Annotated in this window: 20 protein-coding genes; 17 read left to right on the top strand and 3 right to left on the bottom strand. The window is 45.4% G+C overall.

Annotated elements, in window-relative coordinates; all coding sequences use genetic code 11:
* Positions 1 to 140 precede the first annotated feature (140 nt).
* The 12 genes from bslB to bacF all read left to right on the top strand — a co-directional run bounded on the left by bslB (position 141) and on the right by bacF (position 14,519).
* Complete coding sequence (gene bslB, locus LWH95_RS14810; protein WP_133485579.1) at positions 141 to 605, top strand: biofilm surface layer hydrophobin BslB; 465 nt, start codon at positions 141 to 143, stop codon at positions 603 to 605.
* Between the two features lie 176 nt (positions 606 to 781).
* Complete coding sequence (gene rocG, locus LWH95_RS14805) at positions 782 to 2,056, top strand: glutamate dehydrogenase (protein ID WP_084993949.1); 1,275 nt, start codon at positions 782 to 784, stop codon at positions 2,054 to 2,056.
* 239 nt (positions 2,057 to 2,295) lie between these two features.
* Positions 2,296 to 3,843, top strand: a complete 1,548-nt coding sequence (pruA, locus tag LWH95_RS14800; RefSeq protein WP_232919883.1) for an L-glutamate gamma-semialdehyde dehydrogenase — start codon at positions 2,296 to 2,298, stop codon at positions 3,841 to 3,843.
* Between the two features lie 73 nt (positions 3,844 to 3,916).
* Positions 3,917 to 5,617, top strand: a complete 1,701-nt coding sequence (locus LWH95_RS14795; protein ID WP_232919882.1) for a M20 family metallopeptidase — start codon at positions 3,917 to 3,919, stop codon at positions 5,615 to 5,617.
* Positions 5,617 to 7,029 carry an amino acid permease gene (locus LWH95_RS14790; RefSeq protein ID WP_232919918.1) on the top strand — a complete coding sequence of 471 codons (1,413 nt, stop codon included), beginning with the start codon at positions 5,617 to 5,619 and terminating at the stop codon, positions 7,027 to 7,029. The genes LWH95_RS14795 and LWH95_RS14790 overlap by 1 nt, the downstream gene beginning before the upstream one ends.
* 206 nt (positions 7,030 to 7,235) lie before the next feature.
* Entirely contained in the window at positions 7,236 to 8,474 is a 1,239-nt protein-coding gene (locus LWH95_RS14785; protein ID WP_133485588.1) for an MFS transporter, read from the top strand.
* Between the two features lie 151 nt (positions 8,475 to 8,625).
* Positions 8,626 to 9,240, top strand: coding sequence for a prephenate decarboxylase (gene bacA, locus LWH95_RS14780; RefSeq protein ID WP_060399752.1), 615 nt, complete (start codon positions 8,626 to 8,628; stop codon positions 9,238 to 9,240).
* Positions 9,230 to 9,937, top strand: coding sequence for a 3-((4R)-4-hydroxycyclohexa-1,5-dien-1-yl)-2-oxopropanoate isomerase (gene bacB, locus LWH95_RS14775; protein ID WP_060399751.1), 708 nt, complete (start codon positions 9,230 to 9,232; stop codon positions 9,935 to 9,937). Before bacA ends, bacB begins: the two co-directional genes overlap by 11 nt.
* Before the next feature lie 2 nt (positions 9,938 to 9,939).
* Complete coding sequence (bacC, locus tag LWH95_RS14770) at positions 9,940 to 10,701, top strand: dihydroanticapsin 7-dehydrogenase (RefSeq protein WP_232919881.1); 762 nt, start codon at positions 9,940 to 9,942, stop codon at positions 10,699 to 10,701.
* An 18-nt stretch (positions 10,702 to 10,719) separates the two neighbouring features.
* The gene (bacD, locus tag LWH95_RS14765; protein WP_232919880.1) at positions 10,720 to 12,138 is read left to right on the top strand and encodes an alanine--anticapsin ligase; all 1,419 of its coding nucleotides are present in this window, start codon (positions 10,720 to 10,722) and stop codon (positions 12,136 to 12,138) included.
* Positions 12,135 to 13,319: a bacilysin exporter BacE gene (bacE, locus tag LWH95_RS14760; protein WP_084993934.1), complete on the top strand. Its 1,185-nt coding sequence runs from the start codon at positions 12,135 to 12,137 to the stop codon at positions 13,317 to 13,319. Before bacD ends, bacE begins: the two co-directional genes overlap by 4 nt.
* Complete coding sequence (bacF, locus tag LWH95_RS14755; RefSeq protein WP_232919879.1) at positions 13,320 to 14,519, top strand: transaminase BacF; 1,200 nt, start codon at positions 13,320 to 13,322, stop codon at positions 14,517 to 14,519.
* Between the two features lie 14 nt (positions 14,520 to 14,533).
* Here the strand turns inward: bacF and bacG are convergent, their stop codons facing one another.
* Both bacG and hemQ read right to left on the bottom strand, forming a co-directional pair.
* A complete protein-coding gene (gene bacG, locus LWH95_RS14750; RefSeq protein ID WP_119914425.1) occupies positions 14,534 to 15,313 on the bottom strand; it encodes an NADPH-dependent reductase BacG in 780 nt (259 codons plus the stop codon).
* Positions 15,314 to 15,444: 131 nt separating this feature from the next.
* Entirely contained in the window at positions 15,445 to 16,209 is a 765-nt protein-coding gene (hemQ, locus tag LWH95_RS14745; RefSeq protein WP_003235942.1) for a hydrogen peroxide-dependent heme synthase, read from the bottom strand.
* Between the two features lie 272 nt (positions 16,210 to 16,481).
* Between hemQ and pta the strand changes: the two genes are divergently transcribed.
* The 4 genes from pta to LWH95_RS14725 all read left to right on the top strand — a co-directional run bounded on the left by pta (position 16,482) and on the right by LWH95_RS14725 (position 20,450).
* Positions 16,482 to 17,453 carry a phosphate acetyltransferase gene (gene pta, locus LWH95_RS14740; protein WP_003235941.1) on the top strand — a complete coding sequence of 324 codons (972 nt, stop codon included), beginning with the start codon at positions 16,482 to 16,484 and terminating at the stop codon, positions 17,451 to 17,453.
* A gap of 144 nt (positions 17,454 to 17,597) precedes the next feature.
* Positions 17,598 to 18,497, top strand: a complete 900-nt coding sequence (gene cysL, locus LWH95_RS14735; RefSeq protein ID WP_232919878.1) for a cysJI operon transcriptional regulator CysL — start codon at positions 17,598 to 17,600, stop codon at positions 18,495 to 18,497.
* Between the two features lie 47 nt (positions 18,498 to 18,544).
* Positions 18,545 to 19,390, top strand: a complete 846-nt coding sequence (ywfL, locus tag LWH95_RS14730) for an octanoyl-[GcvH]:protein N-octanoyltransferase (protein ID WP_003235940.1) — start codon at positions 18,545 to 18,547, stop codon at positions 19,388 to 19,390.
* A 169-nt stretch (positions 19,391 to 19,559) separates the two neighbouring features.
* Positions 19,560 to 20,450, top strand: coding sequence for a carboxylate/amino acid/amine transporter (locus LWH95_RS14725; RefSeq protein WP_232919877.1), 891 nt, complete (start codon positions 19,560 to 19,562; stop codon positions 20,448 to 20,450).
* Positions 20,451 to 20,592: 142 nt separating this feature from the next.
* On the opposite strand, the gene rsfA is transcribed toward LWH95_RS14725, so the two are convergent.
* Positions 20,593 to 21,372, bottom strand: coding sequence for a prespore-specific transcription regulator RsfA (gene rsfA / locus LWH95_RS14720; protein WP_003235937.1), 780 nt, complete (start codon positions 21,370 to 21,372; stop codon positions 20,593 to 20,595).
* Positions 21,373 to 21,585: 213 nt separating this feature from the next.
* Here rsfA and LWH95_RS14715 point away from each other — a divergent pair, with 213 nt between their 5' ends.
* Positions 21,586 to 21,810 carry a DUF1450 domain-containing protein gene (locus tag LWH95_RS14715; protein ID WP_003222050.1) on the top strand — a complete coding sequence of 75 codons (225 nt, stop codon included), beginning with the start codon at positions 21,586 to 21,588 and terminating at the stop codon, positions 21,808 to 21,810.
* Positions 21,811 to 21,827 lie beyond the last annotated feature (17 nt).

Genomic DNA, 21,827 nt, shown 5'->3' with positions numbered 1-21,827 from the left:
AAAAAGCATTTACTTCCATGTAAAATGATGATAGATTAACTTTTAAGAAAAAGAATTGGTAATTCGCGAATTACGAAAAAACGCTTTTTCTGCAGAGGACGCTCTGGCCAATCCCAACAGTGATTTGAGGAGGAAATGTCATGTTAAAAAGAACTTCATTCGTATCTTCATTATTGATCAGTTCAGCTGTCTTACTATCAATCTTGCTTCCTTCAGGCCAAGCTCATGCACAGTCTGCATCAATCGAGGCAAAAACGATTAACAGCACAAAAGAGTGGACCACTTCTGATATTGAAGTGACATATAAACCAAATGCGGTGCTTTCTCTTGGCGCGGTAGAATTTCAATTTCCTGACGGGTTCCATGCTACAACAAGAGATTCAGTGAATGGAAGAACGCTGAAAGAAACACAGATTTTAAACGATGGAAAAACTGTCAGACTCCCGCTTACGCTTGATTTGTTAGGGGCATCCGAATTTGATCTTGTCATGGTGCGCAAAACCCTTCCGCGCGCAGGCACTTACACGATTAAAGGCGATGTTGTAAACGGTTTGGGAATCGGCAGTTTTTATGCCGAAACGCAGCTGGTGATTGACCCTCGTTAATGAATAGATTTAATCAGAGACTGAGATGTTTTCAGTCTCTTTTTTTGTTGATTAAAAAAACTGGTACGGATCTTGCATGATCATAAGGGTGAATCCACTGAAGAAGGGAATTGGCCGGCTGATTGTTTAAAGCGCTTACATTTTCAAGCGGCCAAAAAAACAATGAGGTGAAAAAGATGTCAGCAAAGCAAGTCGCGAAAGATGAGGAAAAAGAAGCTCTAAATTTATTTTTGTCTACCCAAACGATCATTAAGGAAGCCCTTCGAAAGCTGGGCTATCCGGGCGATATGTATGAACTCATGAAAGAGCCGCAGAGAATGCTCACCGTCCGCATTCCGGTCAAAATGGATAACGGCAGCGTCAAGGTGTTCACAGGGTACCGGTCGCAGCACAATGATGCGGTTGGTCCGACAAAGGGAGGCGTGCGCTTCCATCCTGAAGTCAATGAAGAGGAAGTAAAGGCATTATCCATTTGGATGACGCTCAAGTGCGGGATTGCCAATCTTCCTTACGGCGGCGGAAAGGGCGGTATTATTTGTGATCCGCGGACAATGTCATTCGGAGAACTGGAAAGGCTGAGCAGGGGATATGTCCGTGCCATCAGCCAGATCGTCGGTCCGACAAAGGATATTCCGGCTCCCGATGTGTACACCAACTCGCAAATTATGGCATGGATGATGGATGAGTACAGCCGGCTGCGGGAATTTGATTCTCCGGGCTTTATCACAGGGAAACCGCTCGTTTTAGGCGGATCGCAAGGCCGGGAAACCGCAACGGCACAGGGCGTCACGATTTGTATTGAAGAGGCGGTTAAGAAAAAAGGGATCAAGCTGCAAAACGCGCGCATCATCATACAGGGCTTTGGAAACGCTGGCAGCTTTCTGGCCAAATTCATGCATGATGCCGGCGCGAAGGTGATCGGGATCTCGGATGCCCATGGCGGGCTCTACAACCCGGACGGCCTTGATATCCCTTATTTGCTCGATAAGCGGGACAGCTTCGGCATGGTCACCAATTTATTTACAGACGTCATCACAAATGAGGAGCTGCTTGAAAAAGATTGCGATATTTTAGTGCCGGCGGCGATCGCCAATCAAATCACAGCCAAAAACGCACACAACATTCAGGCGTCAATCGTCGTCGAGGCGGCGAATGGCCCGACAACCATTGATGCCACTAAGATCCTGAATGAAAGAGGCGTGCTCCTCGTGCCTGATATTCTGGCGAGTGCCGGCGGCGTCACGGTTTCTTATTTTGAATGGGTGCAAAACAACCAAGGATATTATTGGTCAGAAGAAGAGGTTGCAGAAAAACTGAGAAACGTCATGGTCAATTCGTTCGAAACGATTTATCAGACAGCGGCAACACATAAAGTGGATATGCGCTTGGCTGCTTACATGACGGGCATCAGAAAATCGGCAGAGGCATCGCGATTCCGCGGGTGGGTATAAATTCGGAAGGGGAGATATCCCCTTCTATCGCAAAAAATTTTGCATTTATTCTTTGCGGGAAAAGCGAAAATAGCAAAAAAATTTTGCGTTTCAGGATTGGAAATAGAGAAAGGTGTTCTCCTGTTAGACAAATTTCTGTACAATTCAACAAGTTTTTTTAGGAAGAGACAAAATATTGGCATGATTCTTGCATTTTTATTCATGCGCAGACATATTTCATGACATGAGGGGGACTACATATGACAGTATCATACGCGCACGAACCATTTACTGATTTTACGGAAGCAAAGAATAAAACAGCATTTCAAGAGTCATTGGCATTTGTAAACACTCAGCTCGGCAAGCATTATCCGCTTGTGATAAATGGAGAAAAAATTGAAACGGACCGCAAAATGGTTTCCATTAACCCGGCAAATAAAGAAGAGGTGATTGGGTACGCATCAACAGCGGATCAAGAGCTTGCTGAAAAAGCGATGCAAGCCGCACTGCAGGCATTTGAATCATGGAAAAAACAAAGACCGGAGCACCGCGCGAATATCCTCTTTAAAGCAGCGGCTATCTTGCGCAGAAGAAAGCATGAATTTTCAAGCTATCTTGTGAAGGAAGCGGGAAAACCGTGGAAGGAAGCCGATGCGGACACGGCCGAAGCGATAGACTTTTTGGAGTTCTATGCGCGCCAAATGTTAAACCTCAAGGAAGGGGCTCCGGTGAAGAGCCGGGCAGGCGAGTTCAATCAATACCATTACGAAGCGCTTGGCGTCGGCATTGTCATTTCTCCATTTAATTTCCCGCTTGCGATTATGGCAGGAACAGCGGCGGCAGCAATTGTGACAGGAAATACGATTCTCTTAAAACCGGCTGACGCAGCGCCCGTAGTAGCTGCAAAATTTGTCGAGGTCATGGAGGAAGCGGGCTTGCCAAACGGCGTTCTGAATTACATTCCGGGAGATGGAGCGGAAATTGGTGATTTCTTAGTGGAGCATCCGAAAACACGGTTTGTCTCATTTACAGGTTCCCGTGCAGTCGGCTGCCGGATTTATGAGCGTGCTGCCAAAGTGCAGCCGGGCCAAAAATGGCTGAAACGGGTCATTGCTGAAATGGGCGGAAAAGACACAGTGCTTGTCGACAAAGACGCTGATCTTGACCTCGCTGCATCCTCTATCGTGTATTCAGCGTTTGGATATTCAGGACAGAAGTGTTCAGCAGGCTCCCGCGCGGTCATCCATCAGGATATCTATGATGAAGTGGTGGAAAAAGCTGTGGCGCTGACCAAAACGCTGGCTCTCGGCAATCCGGAAGATCCTGATACGTATATGGGGCCCGTGATCCATGAAGCGTCCTACAACAAAGTCATGAAATACATTGAAATCGGCAAATCTGAAGGCAAGCTGTTGGCCGGAGGCGAAGGCGATGATTCAAAAGGCTACTTTATTCAGCCGACGATCTTTGCAGATGTTGATGAAAACGCGCGCCTGATGCAGGAAGAAATTTTCGGCCCGGTTGTTGCGATCTGCAAAGCGCGTGATTTCGATCATATGCTGGAGATTGCAAATAACACGGAATACGGATTAACAGGCGCTCTGCTGACGAAAAATCGTGCGCACATTGAACGGGCGCGTGAGGATTTCCATGTCGGAAACCTATATTTCAACAGAGGCTGTACCGGAGCGATTGTCGGCTATCAGCCGTTCGGCGGTTTTAATATGTCCGGAACAGACTCAAAAGCAGGCGGCCCGGATTATTTAATTCTTCATATGCAAGCCAAAACAACGTCCGAAGCTTTTTGATTTGAGAGAAATAAAATCGTGCGATTCTTTAGCGGATCGCACGATTTCAACTTTTTGATCAGGAGGATAATTTATGCTGTATACAAAAATCAGTCACATGAAGCCGGCTGAAAGAGTGGAGGCACTGACAACATCTCTGGTCAGTCTCAGCAGTGTGAACGGCACTGTCGGAGAAGGGACAAAAGCAGATTTCATCAAAGAAGTAATCATGAGCTATCCTTATTTTCAGGAAAACCCTAGTCATGTGTGGGAACAGGCCATTCCGAACGACCCATACAATCGCAAAAATATTTTTGCGTTTATTGAAGGACATGGAGAAAGCCGAAATACTGTCATTTACCATGCCCATCTGGATACAGTCGGAATTGAAGATTTCGGCCCTTTAAAGGATATCGCTTTTGATTGTGAAAAATTGGCCGCGTACTTCAGCCGTTATGAGTTCGACCAAGACGTTCAGCGGGATGCCAAATCGGGCGAGTGGATGTTCGGAAGAGGATCTGTCGATATGCAAAGCGGCATCGCCGTTCATTTAGCCAATCTCCTGCATTTTTCAGAGAACCTCGATACATTGCCGGGAAATCTATTGTTTATGGCAAATCCGGATGAGGAGAGTCAGCATTCCGGCGTTCTCGCCAGCATTTCAGAGCTGAACCGGCTCAAAAAAGAAAAACAGCTTCACTATCTGGCTGCTATTAATACAGATTTTATTACGCCGCTTTACGATGGTGATAAGACAAGATATATCTACACCGGAGCCGCGGGAAAACTGCTGCCTTGCTTTTACATCTACGGGCGGGAAGTCCATGTTGGCGATACGCTGGCAGGGATTGATCCAAATTTGATTTCATCTGAAATCACAAGCCGTCTTCACAATAACATTCATCTGGCAGAAAAGATCGAAGGCGAGCTGGTTCTGCCCCCATCCTGTTTGTATCAGCGTGATAACAAAGAAGCCTATAATGTGCAAACGGCTGTCAGCAGCTGCTTGTATTTCAATTATTTTATTTATGAAAGAACAGCAAAGGAAATTATGGACCTGCTTATTGAAGTCGCTGAGGAAGCGTGCCGGGACACAGAACAAAAATTATCAGATTATTACGAAGAATATGTAAAAAGAACCGATCTTCCGAAGAAACATTTATCATGGGACATTCAAGTGTACAGTCTGGAGCAATACTTAGAAAAGCTGAGAAGCCGCGGCGTAGATCCTGAGCAGTGTATCGAGCAAACATTCAAAGCCAATGAGCACCTTGAACTTCGTATAAGATGCTTTAAGGCAATCGAAGAGCTTCAAAAGCTTGACCCCGATCAAGGCGCAAAAGTCATTCTATTTTACGCACCTCCCTACCTGCCGCATAACTATTTAAAAGAAGATAGCGCAAGAGATCAGCTTTTGCAGCATGTGATTAAAGAAGCGGCTGACAAAACCGCTGAATCGACAGGCGAAACATTTGTCTTCAAAAAGTTTTTCCCCTACTTGGCAGACGGCAGTTTCTTATCGCTGCACGAAACCGATGGTGAAATTCATTCCTTTATCAGAAACTTCCCTGGGTGGAATATGATTGGAACCATTCCGTTCAAGGATATACGCAAGCTGAATATTCCATCCATCAACATGGGCGTATACGGAAAAGATGGTCATAAATGGACAGAACGAGTCTATAAGCCGTACACATTTCACGTTTTGCCCCACCTCATACAGCAGACCACTGTTCACCTTTTGCAAAGCTACCGGATGACCATCACGACACAAGAACTGAAGGGAGAAGGATGATGCAGAATCATAAAAATGAATTGCAGCGCAGCATGAAAAGCAGGCATTTGTTTATGATTGCCTTGGGAGGGGTGATTGGAACCGGGCTGTTTTTAGGCTCCGGTTTTACCATCAGCCAGGCAGGACCGCTCGGCGCCATTGCCGCGTATATCATCGGCGGATTTTTAATGTATCTTGTCATGCTTTGTTTAGGAGAACTGGCTGTTGCCATGCCGGTGGCCGGATCGTTTCAGGCCTACGCCACTAAATTTCTGGGACCGTCGACAGGCTTTATGATCGGCTGGCTGTATTGGTTCAGCTGGGCGAATACAGTAGGCTTGGAGCTGACGTCAGCGGGCATTTTGATGCAAAGGTGGCTGCCCTCCGTTCCGATCTGGATATGGTGTCTCGTGTTTGGTATCGTCATCTTTTTGATTAATGCGCTGTCTGTCAGAAGCTTTGCCGAAATGGAATTTTGGTTTTCAAGCATCAAAGTGGCAGCGATCGTATTATTTATCGTGATCGGCGGCGCTGCTGTGTTTGGCTTGATTGACTTTAAAGGCGGACAGGAAACGCCATTTTTGTCTAACTTTATGACTGATAGGGGCCTTTTCCCTAATGGGGTGCTGGCCGTTATGTTTACACTGGTTATGGTGAATTTCTCCTTTCAAGGGACGGAGCTTGTCGGCATTGCGGCAGGGGAAAGTGAAAATCCGGAAAAAACACTGCCAAAGTCCATTCGAAATGTCATTTGGCGCACACTGTTTTTCTTTGTGCTTGCTATGTTCGTCTTGGTTGCCATTCTTCCGTACAAAACGGCGGGGGTCATTGAAAGCCCGTTTGTAGCGGTGCTCGATCAAATCGGCATCCCATTTGCGGCTGATATCATGAACTTTGTCATCTTAACGGCGATTTTATCTGTTGCCAATTCGGGTTTGTATGCGGCGTCGCGCATGATGTGGTCCCTTTCATCAAATCAAATGGGCCCGTCCTTCCTCACCAGACTGACAAAAAAAGGCGTGCCGATGAATGCCTTGCTGATTACACTCGGCATTTCCGGCTGTTCGCTGCTGACAAGTGTCATGGCTGCAGAAACGGTGTATTTATGGTGTATCTCAATCTCGGGCATGGTGACAGTTGTCGCGTGGATGTCCATTTGTGCGTCGCAATTTTTCTTTCGCAGACGTTTCCTCGCTGAAGGCGGAAACGTGAATGACCTGGAGTTCAGAACGCCTTTATATCCGCTAGTCCCGATTCTCGGATTTGGTTTATACGCATGCGTATTGATCAGCCTTATTTTCATTCCGGATCAAAGAATCGGCCTGTACTGCGGCGTGCCGATCATTATTTTCTGCTATGCGTACTATCATCTAAGCCTCAAAAAACGTATAAATCATGAAGCGACAGAAAAAGAGCAGGCAGAGGCGCAATAGAAAAAGCTCTCCGGAAACCGGAGAGCTTTTTTGCGCGTTAAAATCCTCTTTGTTTTTAAAATGAAATATAGAAATATATATTGAGATTTAAATGAAAATAATAAAAATTGTAAAGGTTTCGTTCGAATTGTAAATTGTGAAAAAACAATGCTAAACTTAATTCAACTTTATGATAAGAAGATTATGGAAGAGGTGTTTGAGGGAGAATGAACAGCAAACAAAACAATGACATCGAAACAAAACATCATTTTCCGCTATTTTTAGCACTGGCTTTAACGATGGGGGTATTTGCGGCCGGGTCTGAAGAGCTTGTGATCTCACCGCTGCTGCCGGATTTAGCAAAAGCCTTCAACTCAGATGTCAGTGTCCTTGCATTATCTATCAGTATTTACGGCGTAATGATATTTATCGGTGCGCCGCTCCTGGTTCCTTTAGGCGATAAATATTCCAGAGAACTTAGTTTACTGGCCGGACTTATGATCTTTATTATAGGAACAGTGATATGCGCTTTAGCTCAAAATATCTTTTTCTTCTTTTTAGGCCGGGCACTTTCGGGATTGGCTGCTGGAGCGTTTGTGCCGACCGCTTACGCAGTTGTCGGGGATCGTGTTCCTTATACATACAGGGGCAAGGTGATGGGACTGATCGTTTCAAGCTGGTCGCTGGCATTGATTTTCGGTGTGCCGCTCGGATCATTTATCGGCGGCGTCCTGCATTGGAGATGGACATTTTGGATTTTCGCTTTGATGGGCGTTTTAGTTGTTTTGCTGATCTTGCTTGAAATGCGCCGCCACGCCGAACATAAAAACAACGGCAAGGAAGAAAAAGAAGAACCGGCTGGAACATTCCGGGATGCGCTGAAAGTCCCGCGTGTACCCGTTTATATCACGATAACCTTCTGTAATATGATTGGTTTTTATGGTATGTATTCATTTTTAGGCTCCTATCTTCAGGACGTTTTTACCGGAGGAAACACAGCAGCGGGCTTATTTATCATGATTTACGGCATCGGGTTTTCCATGAGTGTCATTACAGGCAAGGTGGCCGACCGCATCGGAAAAATGCGCTCCCTATTGATTGCACTAGGGGTCATCAGCGTGCTGCTGGCATGTTTAGCATATGCGCCGGCTTCAATGATTCTGTTAATCGTCAGCCTATTTATTTGGGGATTAATGCAAAGCTTGACGGTGACGCTGCTCAGCACCATTTTAAGTGACTGCTCAGAGCGTCATCGCGGGAAAATTATGGCGTTTTACAGCCTCGCCTCGAATCTGGCTGTGACATTAGGCTCTGCTTTGATGGGGCCTGTATATGTGGGATACGGGTATGCAGCTGTCGGATTTATTTGCGCCGCCATCACAGTGCTCGGATTTGTGCTCAGTGTATTCGCATATAAAAAGTACGGCAAGCATGAGCAGAAAGCCGATCATTCTTTATCCCAATAAACAAAGTTTCTAAATTCCTATAACAAAAAACCCTTTATTAAGGGTTTTTTTGTTTGTATGGGGATAATTATCAATATTTTCAAAAAATGTTGACAGTTCATTTGTCGCTGGATAAAATTTACTTAAAATTTTAAAAGATTGGTTGGTGCTCATGATTATATTGGATAATAGCATTCAGACAAAAAACAGAACTGATTCAATATCCAAACTGATTACAGTCAACACGCTCGGCCCTGAGGGGACAAGCAGTGAGTACGCAGCAAAGCATTTTATCTCCAATTTTACTCTTCAACAGGGGCTGAACAGTAAATTGTCCTTGCATGATACATTTGAATCATGCATCGAAAGGACCCTTCAAAGCCCGCTGGAATATACCATCGTCCCACACGCTTACGACGGCATTAAGCATTTCTACATGAGGCCGGATTTGCAGCTTTTGCAGATCTTCAGGTGTGATACACCAATGTACGGCCTGGCTGTTCGTCCTGATTTTGAATTCAGCGACGATATGCTTGATACATCTGTTATTGTTTCACATCCATCACCTATAAATTTAATCAAATATTTTACCCGCAAAGAAGTACGTTTCAAACTGGTCAATTCGACCAGTCAAGCTGCAAGAAAAGTAAAAGAAGGCCTGTATGACATTGCCTTAACCAATGAGCTTGCACGGCAAAAGTACGGGCTTGCATTTGTGAAAACATTTAAAAGCATTCCTATGAGCTGGTCATTATTCGGAAAAGGAGACGTTGATTATGAAAACTAAAGAAGATATGCAGGAGCTTTATTTCCCGACACCGAAATTAATAGAATGGGAAAATGGAGTGAGACAGTATTCAACCGTGCGCGGCGACACCGAGGTGTTAATGTCTTACGTTCCGCCGCATACCAACGTTGAACCCCATCAGCATAAGGAAGTCCAGATTGGCATGGTTGTTTCTGGTGAGCTGATGATGACTGTCGGAGATGTGACAAGAAAAATGACGGCCTTGGAATCTGCCTACATTGCGCCGCCGCATGTGCCTCATGGGGCAAGAAACGACACAGACCAAGAAGTCATTGCCATTGATATCAAACGGCTGAAAGCTGATGAAACATATACAAGTCCTGAAGACTATTTTTTGAATATTTTCAAAACGAGAGACCTATTGCCTGGCATGGAAGTCACGTTCTTTGTTGAGGATTGGGTGGAAATCATGCTGGCCAAAATCCCTGGAAATGGCGGAGAAATGCCTTTCCATAAACATCGAAATGAGCAAATCGGAATCTGCATCGGCGGCGGTTATGACATGACGGTCGAAGGCTGCACAGTCGAGATGGAATTCGGCACAGCCTATTTCTGTGAGCCTCGGGAAGATCACGGCGCCATCAACCGTTCAGAAAAAGAATCAAAATCGATTAATATCTTCTTCCCGCCGCGCTACAACAGAGCAAAAGCAAAAAAAATAAAGGCGGATGAGTAATCATGAACCTCGCTGATAAAACCGTCCTCATAACAGGAGGCGCATCAGGAATTGGTTATGCGGCGGTTCGGGCTTTTTTGAGCCAGCAGGCAAATGTGGTTGTGGCGGATATTGACGAGGCTCAGGGAGAAGCAATGGTCCGGAAAGAAAATAGTGACAGGCTGCACTTTGTGCAAACAGATATCACAGACGAATCTGCCTGTCAGCACGCTGTTCAATCGGCGGTCGATACATTTGGAAGGCTGGATGTATTGATTAATAATGCGGGCATCGAAATCGTGGCTCCCATTCACGAGATGGAGCTCAGCGATTGGAACAAGGTGCTCCAAGTCAATTTGACCGGCATGTTTTTAATGAGCAAGCACGCACTCAAGCATATGCTCGCTGCCGGCAAGGGCAACATCATTAATACGTGCTCAGTCGGCGGGCTCGTGGCATGGCCTGATATTCCTGCCTATAACGCCAGCAAAGGAGGCGTTTTGCAGCTGACGAGGTCGATGGCCGTTGATTATGCGAAACATCAAATTCGTGTCAACTGCGTATGCCCGGGGATTATTGACACACCGCTAAATGAAAAATCATTCCTTGAAAATAATGAAGGCACACTTGAAGAGATCAAAAAAGAAAAGGCAAAGGTAAATCCGCTGCTGAGGCTTGGGAAACCCGAAGAAATCGCAAACGTGATGCTGTTTTTAGCATCGGATTTATCAAGCTATATGACCGGAAGCGCCATCACCGCAGACGGAGGATACACCGCACAATAGAGAAGGAGTGTTTTACATATGGAGAGAAAAACAGTATTGGTCATCGCTGATCTTGGAGGCTGCCCGCCGCACATGTTTTATAAAAGCGCTGCTGAAAAATATAACCTGGTCAGCTTTATTCCAAGACCTTTTGCAATTACAGCCTCTCATGCAGCACTGATTGAAAAATACTCGGTCGCGGTCATAAAGGATAAAGACTATTTTCAGAGCTTAGCTGATTTTGAGCATCCCGATTCCATTTATTGGGCGCATGAGGATCATGACAAGCCTGAAGAAGAGGTCGTCGAGCAGATCGTTAAGGTTGCCGAAATGTTTGGGGCGGATGCCATCACAACAAACAATGAATTATTCATTGCCCCGATGGCAAAAGCCTGCGAACGTCTGGGCCTGAGGGGCGCCGGAGTGCAGGCCGCCGAAAATGCCAGAGATAAAAATAAAATGAGAGACGCTTTTAATAAGGCCGGAGTCAAATCAATTAAAAACAAACGAGTCACAACGCTAGAGGATTTTCGTGCTGCACTTGAAGAGATCGGCACACCTCTTATCCTAAAGCCTACATACTTAGCGAGTTCAATCGGCGTAACGCTGATTACGGACACTGAGACGGCAGAAGATGAATTTAACAGAGTCAATGACTACCTGAAATCAATTAACGTGCCAAAGGCGGTCACGTTTGAAGCACCGTTTATTGCTGAAGAATTTTTACAGGGTGAGTATGGAGACTGGTATCAAACAGAAGGGTACTCCGACTATATCAGCATAGAAGGCATCATGGCAGACGGTGAGTATTTCCCAATCGCCATTCATGACAAAACGCCGCAAATCGGATTTACAGAAACATCACACATTACGCCGTCCATTCTGGATGAAGAGGCGAAAAAGAAAATTGTCGAAGCCGCCAAAAAGGCAAATGAAGGGCTTGGACTGGAAAATTGCGCAACACATACAGAGATCAAGCTAATGAAAAACAGAGAACCGGGTTTAATAGAGTCGGCAGCGAGATTCGCAGGCTGGAATATGATTCCTAATATTAAAAAGGTCTTCGGCGTTGATATGGCGCAATTATTATTAGATGTTCTCTGCTTCGGAAAAGACGCCAATCTGCCGGACGGATTATTAGATCAAGAGCCTTACTATGTCGCCGACTGCCATTTGTACCCTCAGCATTTTAAACAAAATGGCCAGATTCCGGAAACTGTTGAGGATTTGGTGATCGAAGCGATCGATATTCCGGACGGGCTTTTGAAGGGTGATACAGAAATCGTTTCTTTTTCGGCAGCAGCACCAGGGACATCAGTTGATTTGACACTGTTTGAAGCCTTCAATTCCATTGCTGCATTTGAACTGAAAGGCAGCAATTCACAGGATGTGGCTGAATCCATCAGACAAATTCAGCAGCATGCGAAATTGACGGCAAAGTATGTGCTGCCTGTATGAAACAGTTAAAGCCCAATTCTAAATACTTACTTTACGGGCAGGCGCTATCATTTATGGGAGACTATTGTGTTCTCCCTGCCCTGCTCATTTTGTCTACATATTATCATGATTATTGGGTGACATCGGGGGTCATCGTAGTCAGAAGCATTCCGATGGTATTTCAGCCATTTTTGGGGGTTCTGGTCGATCGGTTAGATAGAGTTAAAATCATGCTGTGGACGGATATCATCAGGGGCCTCATCTTTTTGGGGCTCACATTTCTTCCAAAAGGCGAGTACCCGCTGATTTTTCTCGCCCTGCTGTTTATCTCTTATGGAAGTGGTGTGTTTTTTAATCCTGCCCGTCTTGCGGTCATGTCCTCATTGGAATCAGATATTAAAAACATCAACACGTTATTCGCAAAAGCGACGACCATCTCGATTATCGTCGGTGCGGCTGCCGGAGGGCTTTTTCTGTTAGGTGGATCTGTAGAGCTGGCTGTTGCTTTTAACGGTGTGACATACTTGATTTCGGCCGTTTTTATCAGCCGCATTAAGCTGCAATTTGTGCCGATTCAATCTGAAAACATAAAAGAGGCCTTTCAGTCTTTTAAAGAAGGACTCAAGGAAATCAAAACCAATGCTTTCGTATTAAATGCCATGTTTACGATGATTACGATGGCGATGCTGTGGGGAATTGTGTACAGCTATTTTCCAATCGTCAGCCGCTTTCTGGGTGACGGGGAAATCGGTAACTTTATACTCACGTTCTGCATCGGCTTCGGCGGCTTCATCGGAGCGGCGCTTGTCAGCAAATGGGGCTTTAACAACAATAGAGGCCTGACGTATTTTACCGTTTTATCGATTGTCTCGCTGGCACTGTTTTTATTCACGCCGATTTTCGCTGTCTCGGTCATCGCCGCTATCCTCTTTTTCATCGCGATGGAATACGGGGAAGTGCTTGCAAAGGTGAAGGTTCAGGAGAACGCGGCAAACCAGATTCAAGGGCGCATTTTTTCGGTGGCGGAAGCGTCAATCGGATTATGCATTTCTGTTGGTTCGATGTTAATCAACGTTTTAAACGCTCCGGTCATTATGGGGCTGATTGTTGTGATGGTAAGCGGATTGTTTCTGCATACGAAGCTCGTCAACAAATCGTTTTTGGAACGGGATAACAAAACGGAGCAAAAAGGAGTCTTTTAGATGGAAATAACACCGTCCGACGTCATCAAGACACTTCCAAGGCAAGAGTTTTCTCTCGTTTTTCAAAAGGTGAAGGAATTGGAAAAAACGGGGGCGCATATCATTAATCTCGGACAGGGAAACCCTGACCTTCCCACTCCGCCGCATATTGTGGAGGCCTTGCGGGAGGCGTCTCTGAATCCATCGTTTCACGGATACGGCCCATTCAGAGGCTATCCTTTTTTGAAGGAAGCAATCGCTGATTTCTATAAAAGAGAATACGGGGTGTCAATCAATCCTGAAACGGAAGTTGCACTCTTCGGCGGCGGGAAAGCCGGCTTGTATGTGCTGACACAATGCCTGCTCAATCCGGGAGACATCGCTTTGGTCCCGAATCCGGGCTACCCTGAATATTTGTCAGGAATTACGATGGCGCGAGCTGAGCTGCACGAAATGCCGCTGTATGAAGAAAATGGCTATCTGCCGGATTTTGAAAAGATTGATCCTGCCGTGCTGGATAAAGCGAAGCTTATGTTTTTAAATTATCCGAATAACCCGACGGGAGCTGTGGCCGATGCGGCTTTTTATGCAAAAGCGGCTGCTTTTGCGAAAAAGCACAACATCCACTTGATCCATGATTTTGCGTACGGCGCGTTTGAATTCGATAAAAAACCGGCCAGCTTTCTTGAGGCAGAGGATGCCAAAGCTGTCGGGGCAGAGCTTTATTCATTTTCAAAAACATTTAATATGGCAGGCTGGAGAATGGCGTTTGCGGTCGGGAATGAAAAGATCATTCAGGCCGTCAATGAGTTTCAGGATCATGTATTTGTCGGCATGTTCGGCGGACTGCAGCACGCGGCGAGTGCGGCGCTTTCAGGAGATCCGGAGCAAACGGAATCCTTGAAACGAATCTACGAGGAACGAATTGATTTTTTTACGGAGCTGTGTGAAAAGGAATTGGGCTGGCAGATGGAAAAGCCAAAAGGAACGTTTTACGTATGGGCCGAAATTCCGAAAACGTTTGAAACATCTCACCAATTCTCCGATTATTTGCTGGAGCATGCCCACGTCGTTGTCACACCGGGTGAAATATTCGGAAGCAACGGAAAAAGGCATGTCAGAATATCGATGGTGTCAAAGCAGGAGGATCTGCGGGAATTTGTCATGCGGATTCAAAAGCTGAACCTGCCGTTTGCATCATTACAAGAAGTATCCCGCTAAAAAGCGGGATTTTTTTATATGCTTTTCATGCTGCCGCCATCAGCGGAAATTTGCTGTCCCGTGATATAGGAGGCTTCCTCGGAGGCGAGAAACGCGGCGAGTGCTGCGGTTTCTTCGGCTGATCCGACCCGTTTCATCGGAATCCCGGAAGCAATCTGTTCCTCTGCTTCCCGTTTGGATATGCTGTTCTTTTTCATCACATTTTCCACAAATTGATGGTAACGGTCTGTAGCGATAAAACCAGGATTCAGGCAGTTGACAGTAATATTGTGAGGAGCAAGCTGGATGGAAATATTTTTACTGGCGTTAATTAAAGCGGCATTCATCATACTGTTTGTAAACATATTGGCCCCGGGTTCTTTCCACAGATTTCCAACAATGTTGATGATTCTGCCAAACTCGTTTTGTTTCATCAGTGAGGCAGCACGCTTGATAGCGTCAATGTAGGCAACCGTCTTTTGTGTGAACGTGGCCGTCATATCCTCTATATTGCAGTTATCAAATGTGTCAGGCGCGCCGCCCGGAATATTATTAATCAGAACATCAAGGCGTCCGCATTGAGATTCGATTTCTTGAAAAATGCCGGCTCTCGTATGTTGGTCAGACATATCACCCGCAAGGACAATGACGCTCGCTTCAGGATGCTTGGCCAAAATGTCTTTTTTGACAGGCTCAATATTGTCCAAGTTTCGTGAATTAATGACGAGAGAAAAATGCTGGTCTGCTAATTTCAGAGCGATTGCTTTTCCGATCCCTTGGCTGGCTCCCATAATAAATGCGGTTCGTTTTGACAAATAACTGCACCCCTTTGCAAAAATTGGATTATTATCTACATCGTAAGAAAAAACGAAGAAAATAGCAAATTTTATTTAAATTCTGATAAAGGAGAATCGAAAAACTCCCGCCGGCAGGGCGGGAGGAGATATTATACATATAGGAATTGAGGAAGTGTATCAAGCGAAAGGCGGTTGCCGACAAAGAATGAACCGAATTCGCCGTAGCGAGCGCTGACTTCGTCAAAACGCATTTCATACACAAGCTTTTTGAATTGAAGCACATCATCACTGAATAATGTAACGCCCCACTCGTAATCGTCAAAGCCGACGGAGCCGGTGATGATCTGTTTGACTTTGCCCGCATAGCTGCGGCCGATTAAGCCGTGGCTTCTCATCAAGTTTCTGCGTTCTTCCATTGAAAGCATGTACCAGTTGTCGTTGCCGGATCTTCTTTTATCCATTGGATAGAAGCATACATATTTAGATTCCGGCAGTTCAGGGTAAAGGCGCGCACGTACATGCGGGTTTTCGTAAGGGTCGCCGTCGCCGCTTGCCAAGTAGTTGCTCAGTTCAACCACTGATACGTAGGAGTAAGCCGGAATGGTGAACTCAGCAAGTCTTGATTTGTTGAATTCGAGCTCAATTTCATTTAATTCTTCCATTGTAGGACGAAGAATCATTAGCATAAAATCAGCTTTTTGGCCGACGATGCTGTAAAGAGTCTGTGATCCTTTTCCTTCTTTTTGGGCCACGCCCCATTTTTCAAGCAATCCTGTGAATTCATGTATGATAGATTGGCGCTCATCGCTGGACAGCAGTTTCCAGGAAGTCCAGTCCATTGTGCGGAAATCATGTAACGCATACCAGCCGTCAAGCGTTTTCGCCGCTTCATTCGTCATTTGCTGTTCACTCATTTATCTTCACTCCTATTATCTTTTCATGATTGCCTTCACTATACCATAGTTTATCCGATTCTACTGTAGAGAAACCTTGAACATCCCTTTCGTATAACTCCATAAAAATAAGAGAAGCTATAAGGAAAAGAATGAGTCACATTAAATTAGTTAGAAAAATAAGATTTTTTTATGAAAGCGCTATAATGAAAGTTGGCTGTTTGAATTTGATTGGAAGAAGAGTATGCTAGTAAAAGAAAGCGTTTTTGTAACTTTTTGAGGAGGTTTTAGTTGTGGCAGATTTATTTTCAACAGTGCAAGAAAAAGTAGCTGGAAAAGACGTTAAAATTGTATTTCCTGAAGGCTTAGACGAGCGTATTTTAGAAGCGGTCAGTAAGCTTGCAGGAAACAAAGTGCTGAATCCGATTGTGATCGGCAATGAAAATGAGATCCAAGCAAAAGCAAAAGAATTGAACCTTACGCTGGATGGCGTTAAGATTTATGATCCTCATACATATGAAGGCATGGAAGACCTTGTACAAGCATTCGTAGAACGCCGTAAAGGCAAAGCGACAGAAGAACAAGCTCGTAAAGCATTATTAGACGAGAACTACTTCGGTACAATGCTGGTGTACAAAGGCCTTGCAGACGGACTTGTAAGCGGAGCGGCTCATTCAACAGCCGACACTGTCCGCCCGGCTCTTCAAATCATCAAAACAAAAGAAGGCGTGAAAAAGACTTCCGGCGTATTCATCATGGCTCGCGGAGAAGAGCAATACGTGTTCGCAGATTGCGCGATCAACATTGCGCCTGACAGCCAAGATCTTGCCGAGATCGCAATCGAAAGTGCCAATACGGCAAAAATGTTCGACATTGAGCCTCGTGTGGCAATGCTCAGCTTCTCTACAAAAGGCTCAGCAAAATCTGACGAAACAGAAAAAGTAGCGGATGCTGTGAAAATCGCGAAAGAAAAAGCGCCTGAACTGACACTTGACGGCGAATTCCAATTCGATGCTGCATTTGTTCCATCTGTAGCTGAGAAAAAAGCGCCGGATTCCGAGATCAAAGGGGACGCTAACGTATTCGTATTCCCAAGCCTTGAAGCAGGAAACATCGGCTATAAAATCGCTCAGCGTTTGGGCAACTTTGAAGCAGTAGGACCAATCCTGCAAGGTTTAAATATGCCTGTAAACGACCTTTCAAGAGGATGTAACGCTGAAGATGTTTACAATCTCGCATTAATTACAGCGGCGCAAGCACTGTAATAAAAATGAAGACGATGGCAGCTCTCTTCCTGAGGGCTGCCTTTTTTACGCCCGTATAGCCTTCTTTACCAAGACAGATGATATGAGTACAATAAAGAAAACTGATTATAATTATATATTTTATTAATGACAGGGGTGGGGTTTTTGTATTATGACGTGCTGAAAACGTTTATAGCGGTGGTAGAAGAAAAAAACTTCACAAAAGCAGCGGAAAAGCTGATGATCTCCCAGCCCAGCGTCAGTCTGCATATCAAAAATCTTGAGAAAGAATTTCAAACGGCTCTCCTGAATCGGTCGCCAAAACACTTTACGACAACGCCGACAGGAGACATTTTGTATCAAAGAGCAAAGCAAATGGTATTTCTCTATGAGCAAGCCAAGGCTGAAATCTATGCGCACCATCACTATGTGAAAGGCGAATTGAAAATAGCTGCCAGCTTTACGATCGGAGAGTATATTCTTCCGCCGCTTCTAGCCCAGCTGCAAAAGCTGTATCCAGAGCTGAACCTCGATGTCATGATCGGCAATACAGAGGAGGTCAGCGAGCGTGTGCGGATGCTTCAGGCTGATATCGGGCTGATTGAAGGACATACAAACGAGAATGAACTGGAAATTGAACCGTTCATGGAGGATGAAATGTGTATCGCCGCGCCGAATCAGCACCCGCTGGCCGGGCGGAGAGATATTTCGATCAGCGATTTGCAAAACGAAGCGTGGGTGACAAGAGAGAAAGGCTCCGGGACGAGAGAATATCTCGATCATGTGCTCAGCTCAAACGGATTGCGGCCGAAGTCGATGTTCACCATCAGCAGCAATCAAGGTGTAAAAGAAGCGGTGATCTGCGGCATGGGGCTATCTGTTCTATCCAGAAGCGTGCTGCATAAGGATTTGATCCACCGTGAAATTTCAATTCTTCATATTAAGGATTTCTCATTAAAGCGCAAGCTGTCTTACATTCATTCTCCTCTCATGGAGAATACGAAAAATAAAGAAATTTTTATTACGATGCTGAAAAGCAATTATCAATCACAGCGGCTGAAATGATATAATAGTTTTCGTTCATAAGCCTAACATGAAAGGGTTTTACATAGATGGCAAACCAACCGATTGATTTACTGATGCAGCCGACATGGAGAGTCATTGACCAATCCAGTCTCGGCCCTTTATTTGATGCGAAGCAATCCTTCGCAATGGACGATACGCTGTGCATGTCCGTCGGAAAAGGCGTGTCGCCGGCGACAGCGCGCTCATGGGTGCACCACAATACGATTGTCCTTGGGATTCAGGATACGCGCCTCCCGTTTTTGCAGGACGGCATCTCCTTGTTGGAGAACGAAGGATACCGCGTGATTGTACGCAATTCCGGCGGTCTGGCCGTCGTTTTGGATGAAGGCGTTTTGAATATCTCTCTCATATTCGAGGACGAAAAGAAAGGCATCGATATAGACAAAGGATATGAAGCGATGGTTGAGCTGATGAGACGGATGCTCAAGCCGTACAACGCAAAGATCGAAGCCTATGAAATTGAAGGGTCATATTGTCCCGGCAGCTATGACCTCAGCATAAATGGGAAAAAATTCGCCGGCATCTCTCAAAGACGCGTTCGCGGCGGAGTCGCTGTTCAAATCTATCTCTGCGCGGATAAAAGCGGCAGTGAAAGGGCCGACTTGATCAGACGATTCTACCAAGCGGCGCTGAAGGACAAACGAAACGATAAAAAAGGCGTCTATCCCGAGATACGTCCGGAAACAATGGCGTCCTTAAGCGAGCTTCTGCAAACAGACATCTCCGTACAAGACTTAATGTTCGCTTTACTGACGGAATTAAAAGCGTTAAGCACCCATCTTTACTCAGCAGGACTGTCCATGGATGAGGAAATGGAATTTGAGAAAAACCTCGTCCGGATGGCTGAGCGGAATGCTAAGGTATTTGGGTGAACGTTCTTCGCATGCAAGCCATATCCGGCTGGCATGCGTTTTTTATTTTAAGCGGCATTTATCCCCAACAATCTTATTTTCAGATAAATCCTTCTTACATGCAGATAACTATGGCAAAAAGAAAAACGATAAAATGACATCAGCATCCATTTACAAAGGGGAGAGGCAGATGAAAGGGAATTTTTACAGCCTGTTTGTGCTGATCGCGGCTTTTTTCTGGGGAACTACGGGAACTGTTCAGGCGATGGCTCCAGAAAGCTCCACACCGCTGGCATTCGGAGCGTTCAGATTATTAATAGGAGGAAGCGCCATGCTGCTTGCGGTTTGGATCAGCAGGGAGCTTCATGTGAAAAATTGGTCATGGCCGCTCGTGTTATCAGCAGCAGTTTGTATGGCGTGTTACCAGCCGCTGTTTTTCACAGCCGTTAAAGAAACCGGAATCGCTGTGGGGACTGTGATTGCGATCGGCAGTGCACCTATCATTGCCGGGAGCATGGAGTGGGCCGTATTGAAAAAACGCCCGCGAAACTCTTGGTGGGTCGCGACTGTACTGGCTTTAGCGGGTTGCTGGCTCCTGTTTTCCGACAGTTCCAATGTTCGGGTTGATGCTGCTGGTGTTCTAATGGCGCTTGGAGCGGGTGCTTCTTTTGCGGGCTATACGCTAATCAGTAAATCGATGATGAAAACCCAGCCTCCGCGAGCGACTTCCGCCGTTGTCTTTATGATCAGCGCCATCTTGCTGACGCCGCTTTTATGGCAGTCAGATATCTCGTGGATATTGACCCCGAGAGGACTGGGAACGAGCCTTTACATCGGGTTAATTGCAACATGTGCCGCTTACTTTTTGTTTGTGAAAGGGCTTACCGGGGTTCCGGCCTCGGCGGCGGTCACGCTGTCTTTAGCTGAACCGCTGACGGCCTCATTGCTGGGCGTGTTTTTCATAGGGGAAATGCTTTCACTTTCCTCGTGGCTCGGCATTGCACTTATGCTGCTGGGGCTTCTGGTCATTTCCGCTGCGCCTCGTAATCAAAAAACGGCTGAGACAGCTCACATGTCTTAATAGATTCACTAAGCTTGGCCTCATTTTACAAGAATAGCGGGGCCCGCAGCAAAATGATAAAATCCTCTTTTCTTAATGGAAAAGGGGATTTTGCACATGGTGAAAATCCCAAAACAGCAGCTCGTTTTGGGATTTTTCTAAGTTATTCTGCTAATTTTTCTAAATTGCCGTTCCGATCCATTTTGAAGGACGGAGAGGCATGTTCATCTTCTTCAAATAAAACTAGCTTTCTGGCTCTATTCATAATTTTTACCAAGGTTTCATAATCTTCTTGGATTGTTTTTTGGTCTTTTTCAAGCTTTTGAACTTCTGCCTCAAGCTGTTCCGTTTTGCTTTGCAATTCCTGATTTTCTTTCTTTAAACGTTCATTTTCCATTTTTAATGCCGATGATTGCTCGTTATTGCCTTCGTAATTCTGCAGGAAGCGGATCACATCATTCATTGTCATCTCAGGCGCAGCAGCAGGCGTTTGAGGAGACAATAAGTGTGATAGACTAGCTAACTCTTCCTTAAAGCTTTCATCCACAAAAGGCATGTGTTCGCCTGACATTAAAGGCTGCTGCTCATTTTCGGCTGATGGTGCGTCCGTTTTGGCCGGCTCCTCTGCAGCGGTTTCTTGAATGATTCCAGGATCAACCGCAGGAGGCTGATATAATAGTCTTTTTTTCGCTGGCTGCCCGTTTCCGAGCGCTCTCATCCGCTGTTTTCGCTGTTTTTTCGCAAGCTGTAGCGCTTTTTCATATTGATGGCGGACTACCGCGTTCCATCTGAATCCGCAGGCTGCGGATGTCCGGTTCAATTTATCACCGACTTCTTCAAAGGCGTTCAGCTGGGTGCTGCCCTCCCTCACATGCCGAAGCACTGTTTCGGCTAAAAGCAGATCATTTTCTTCTGACCAAGCGTCTTGTCGCTGTTTTGTCATTTATCTCAACTCCCATTTTTCTTTTCATGGTATTAGAATGTCCAGTTTGGAAAACATTTATACAAGTTGGCTGAAAGAATAGGAGATACGAAGGATGGAGCGGCTTGCAGGAACAGTCGAATCCTTGTAAAATGAAGAGTGATGTGATTTTTTTGAAAAGCGATTTTAGGTTATTCACATAGATGAACATAGAAATGAAGGGAAGCGTACGTCATGGCTAATGAATTTCGAGTGTGTGATGATTGCCAAGCCACTAATATCAAAACATTGCTGCCGCGTTTAAAAGAAGTGGACCCGGACGCAAAGGTTGAGGTAGGATGCCAATCTTATTGCGGGCCCGGACGGAAAAAATCATTTGCTTTTGTGAACAATCGTCCTCTGTCAGCTCCGACAGAGGATGAGCTGATTGACAAAGTAAAAAAGAAAATAAAAAAGTAAAAACATATTTTCAATAG

This window comes from Bacillus sp. G16 (assembly GCF_021282335.1).
Taxonomy (GTDB): Bacteria; Bacillota; Bacilli; order Bacillales; family Bacillaceae; genus Bacillus; species Bacillus inaquosorum.
The sequence above is the reverse complement of the archived record's forward strand: the minus strand, read 5'-3'. Positions and strand labels throughout refer to the sequence as shown.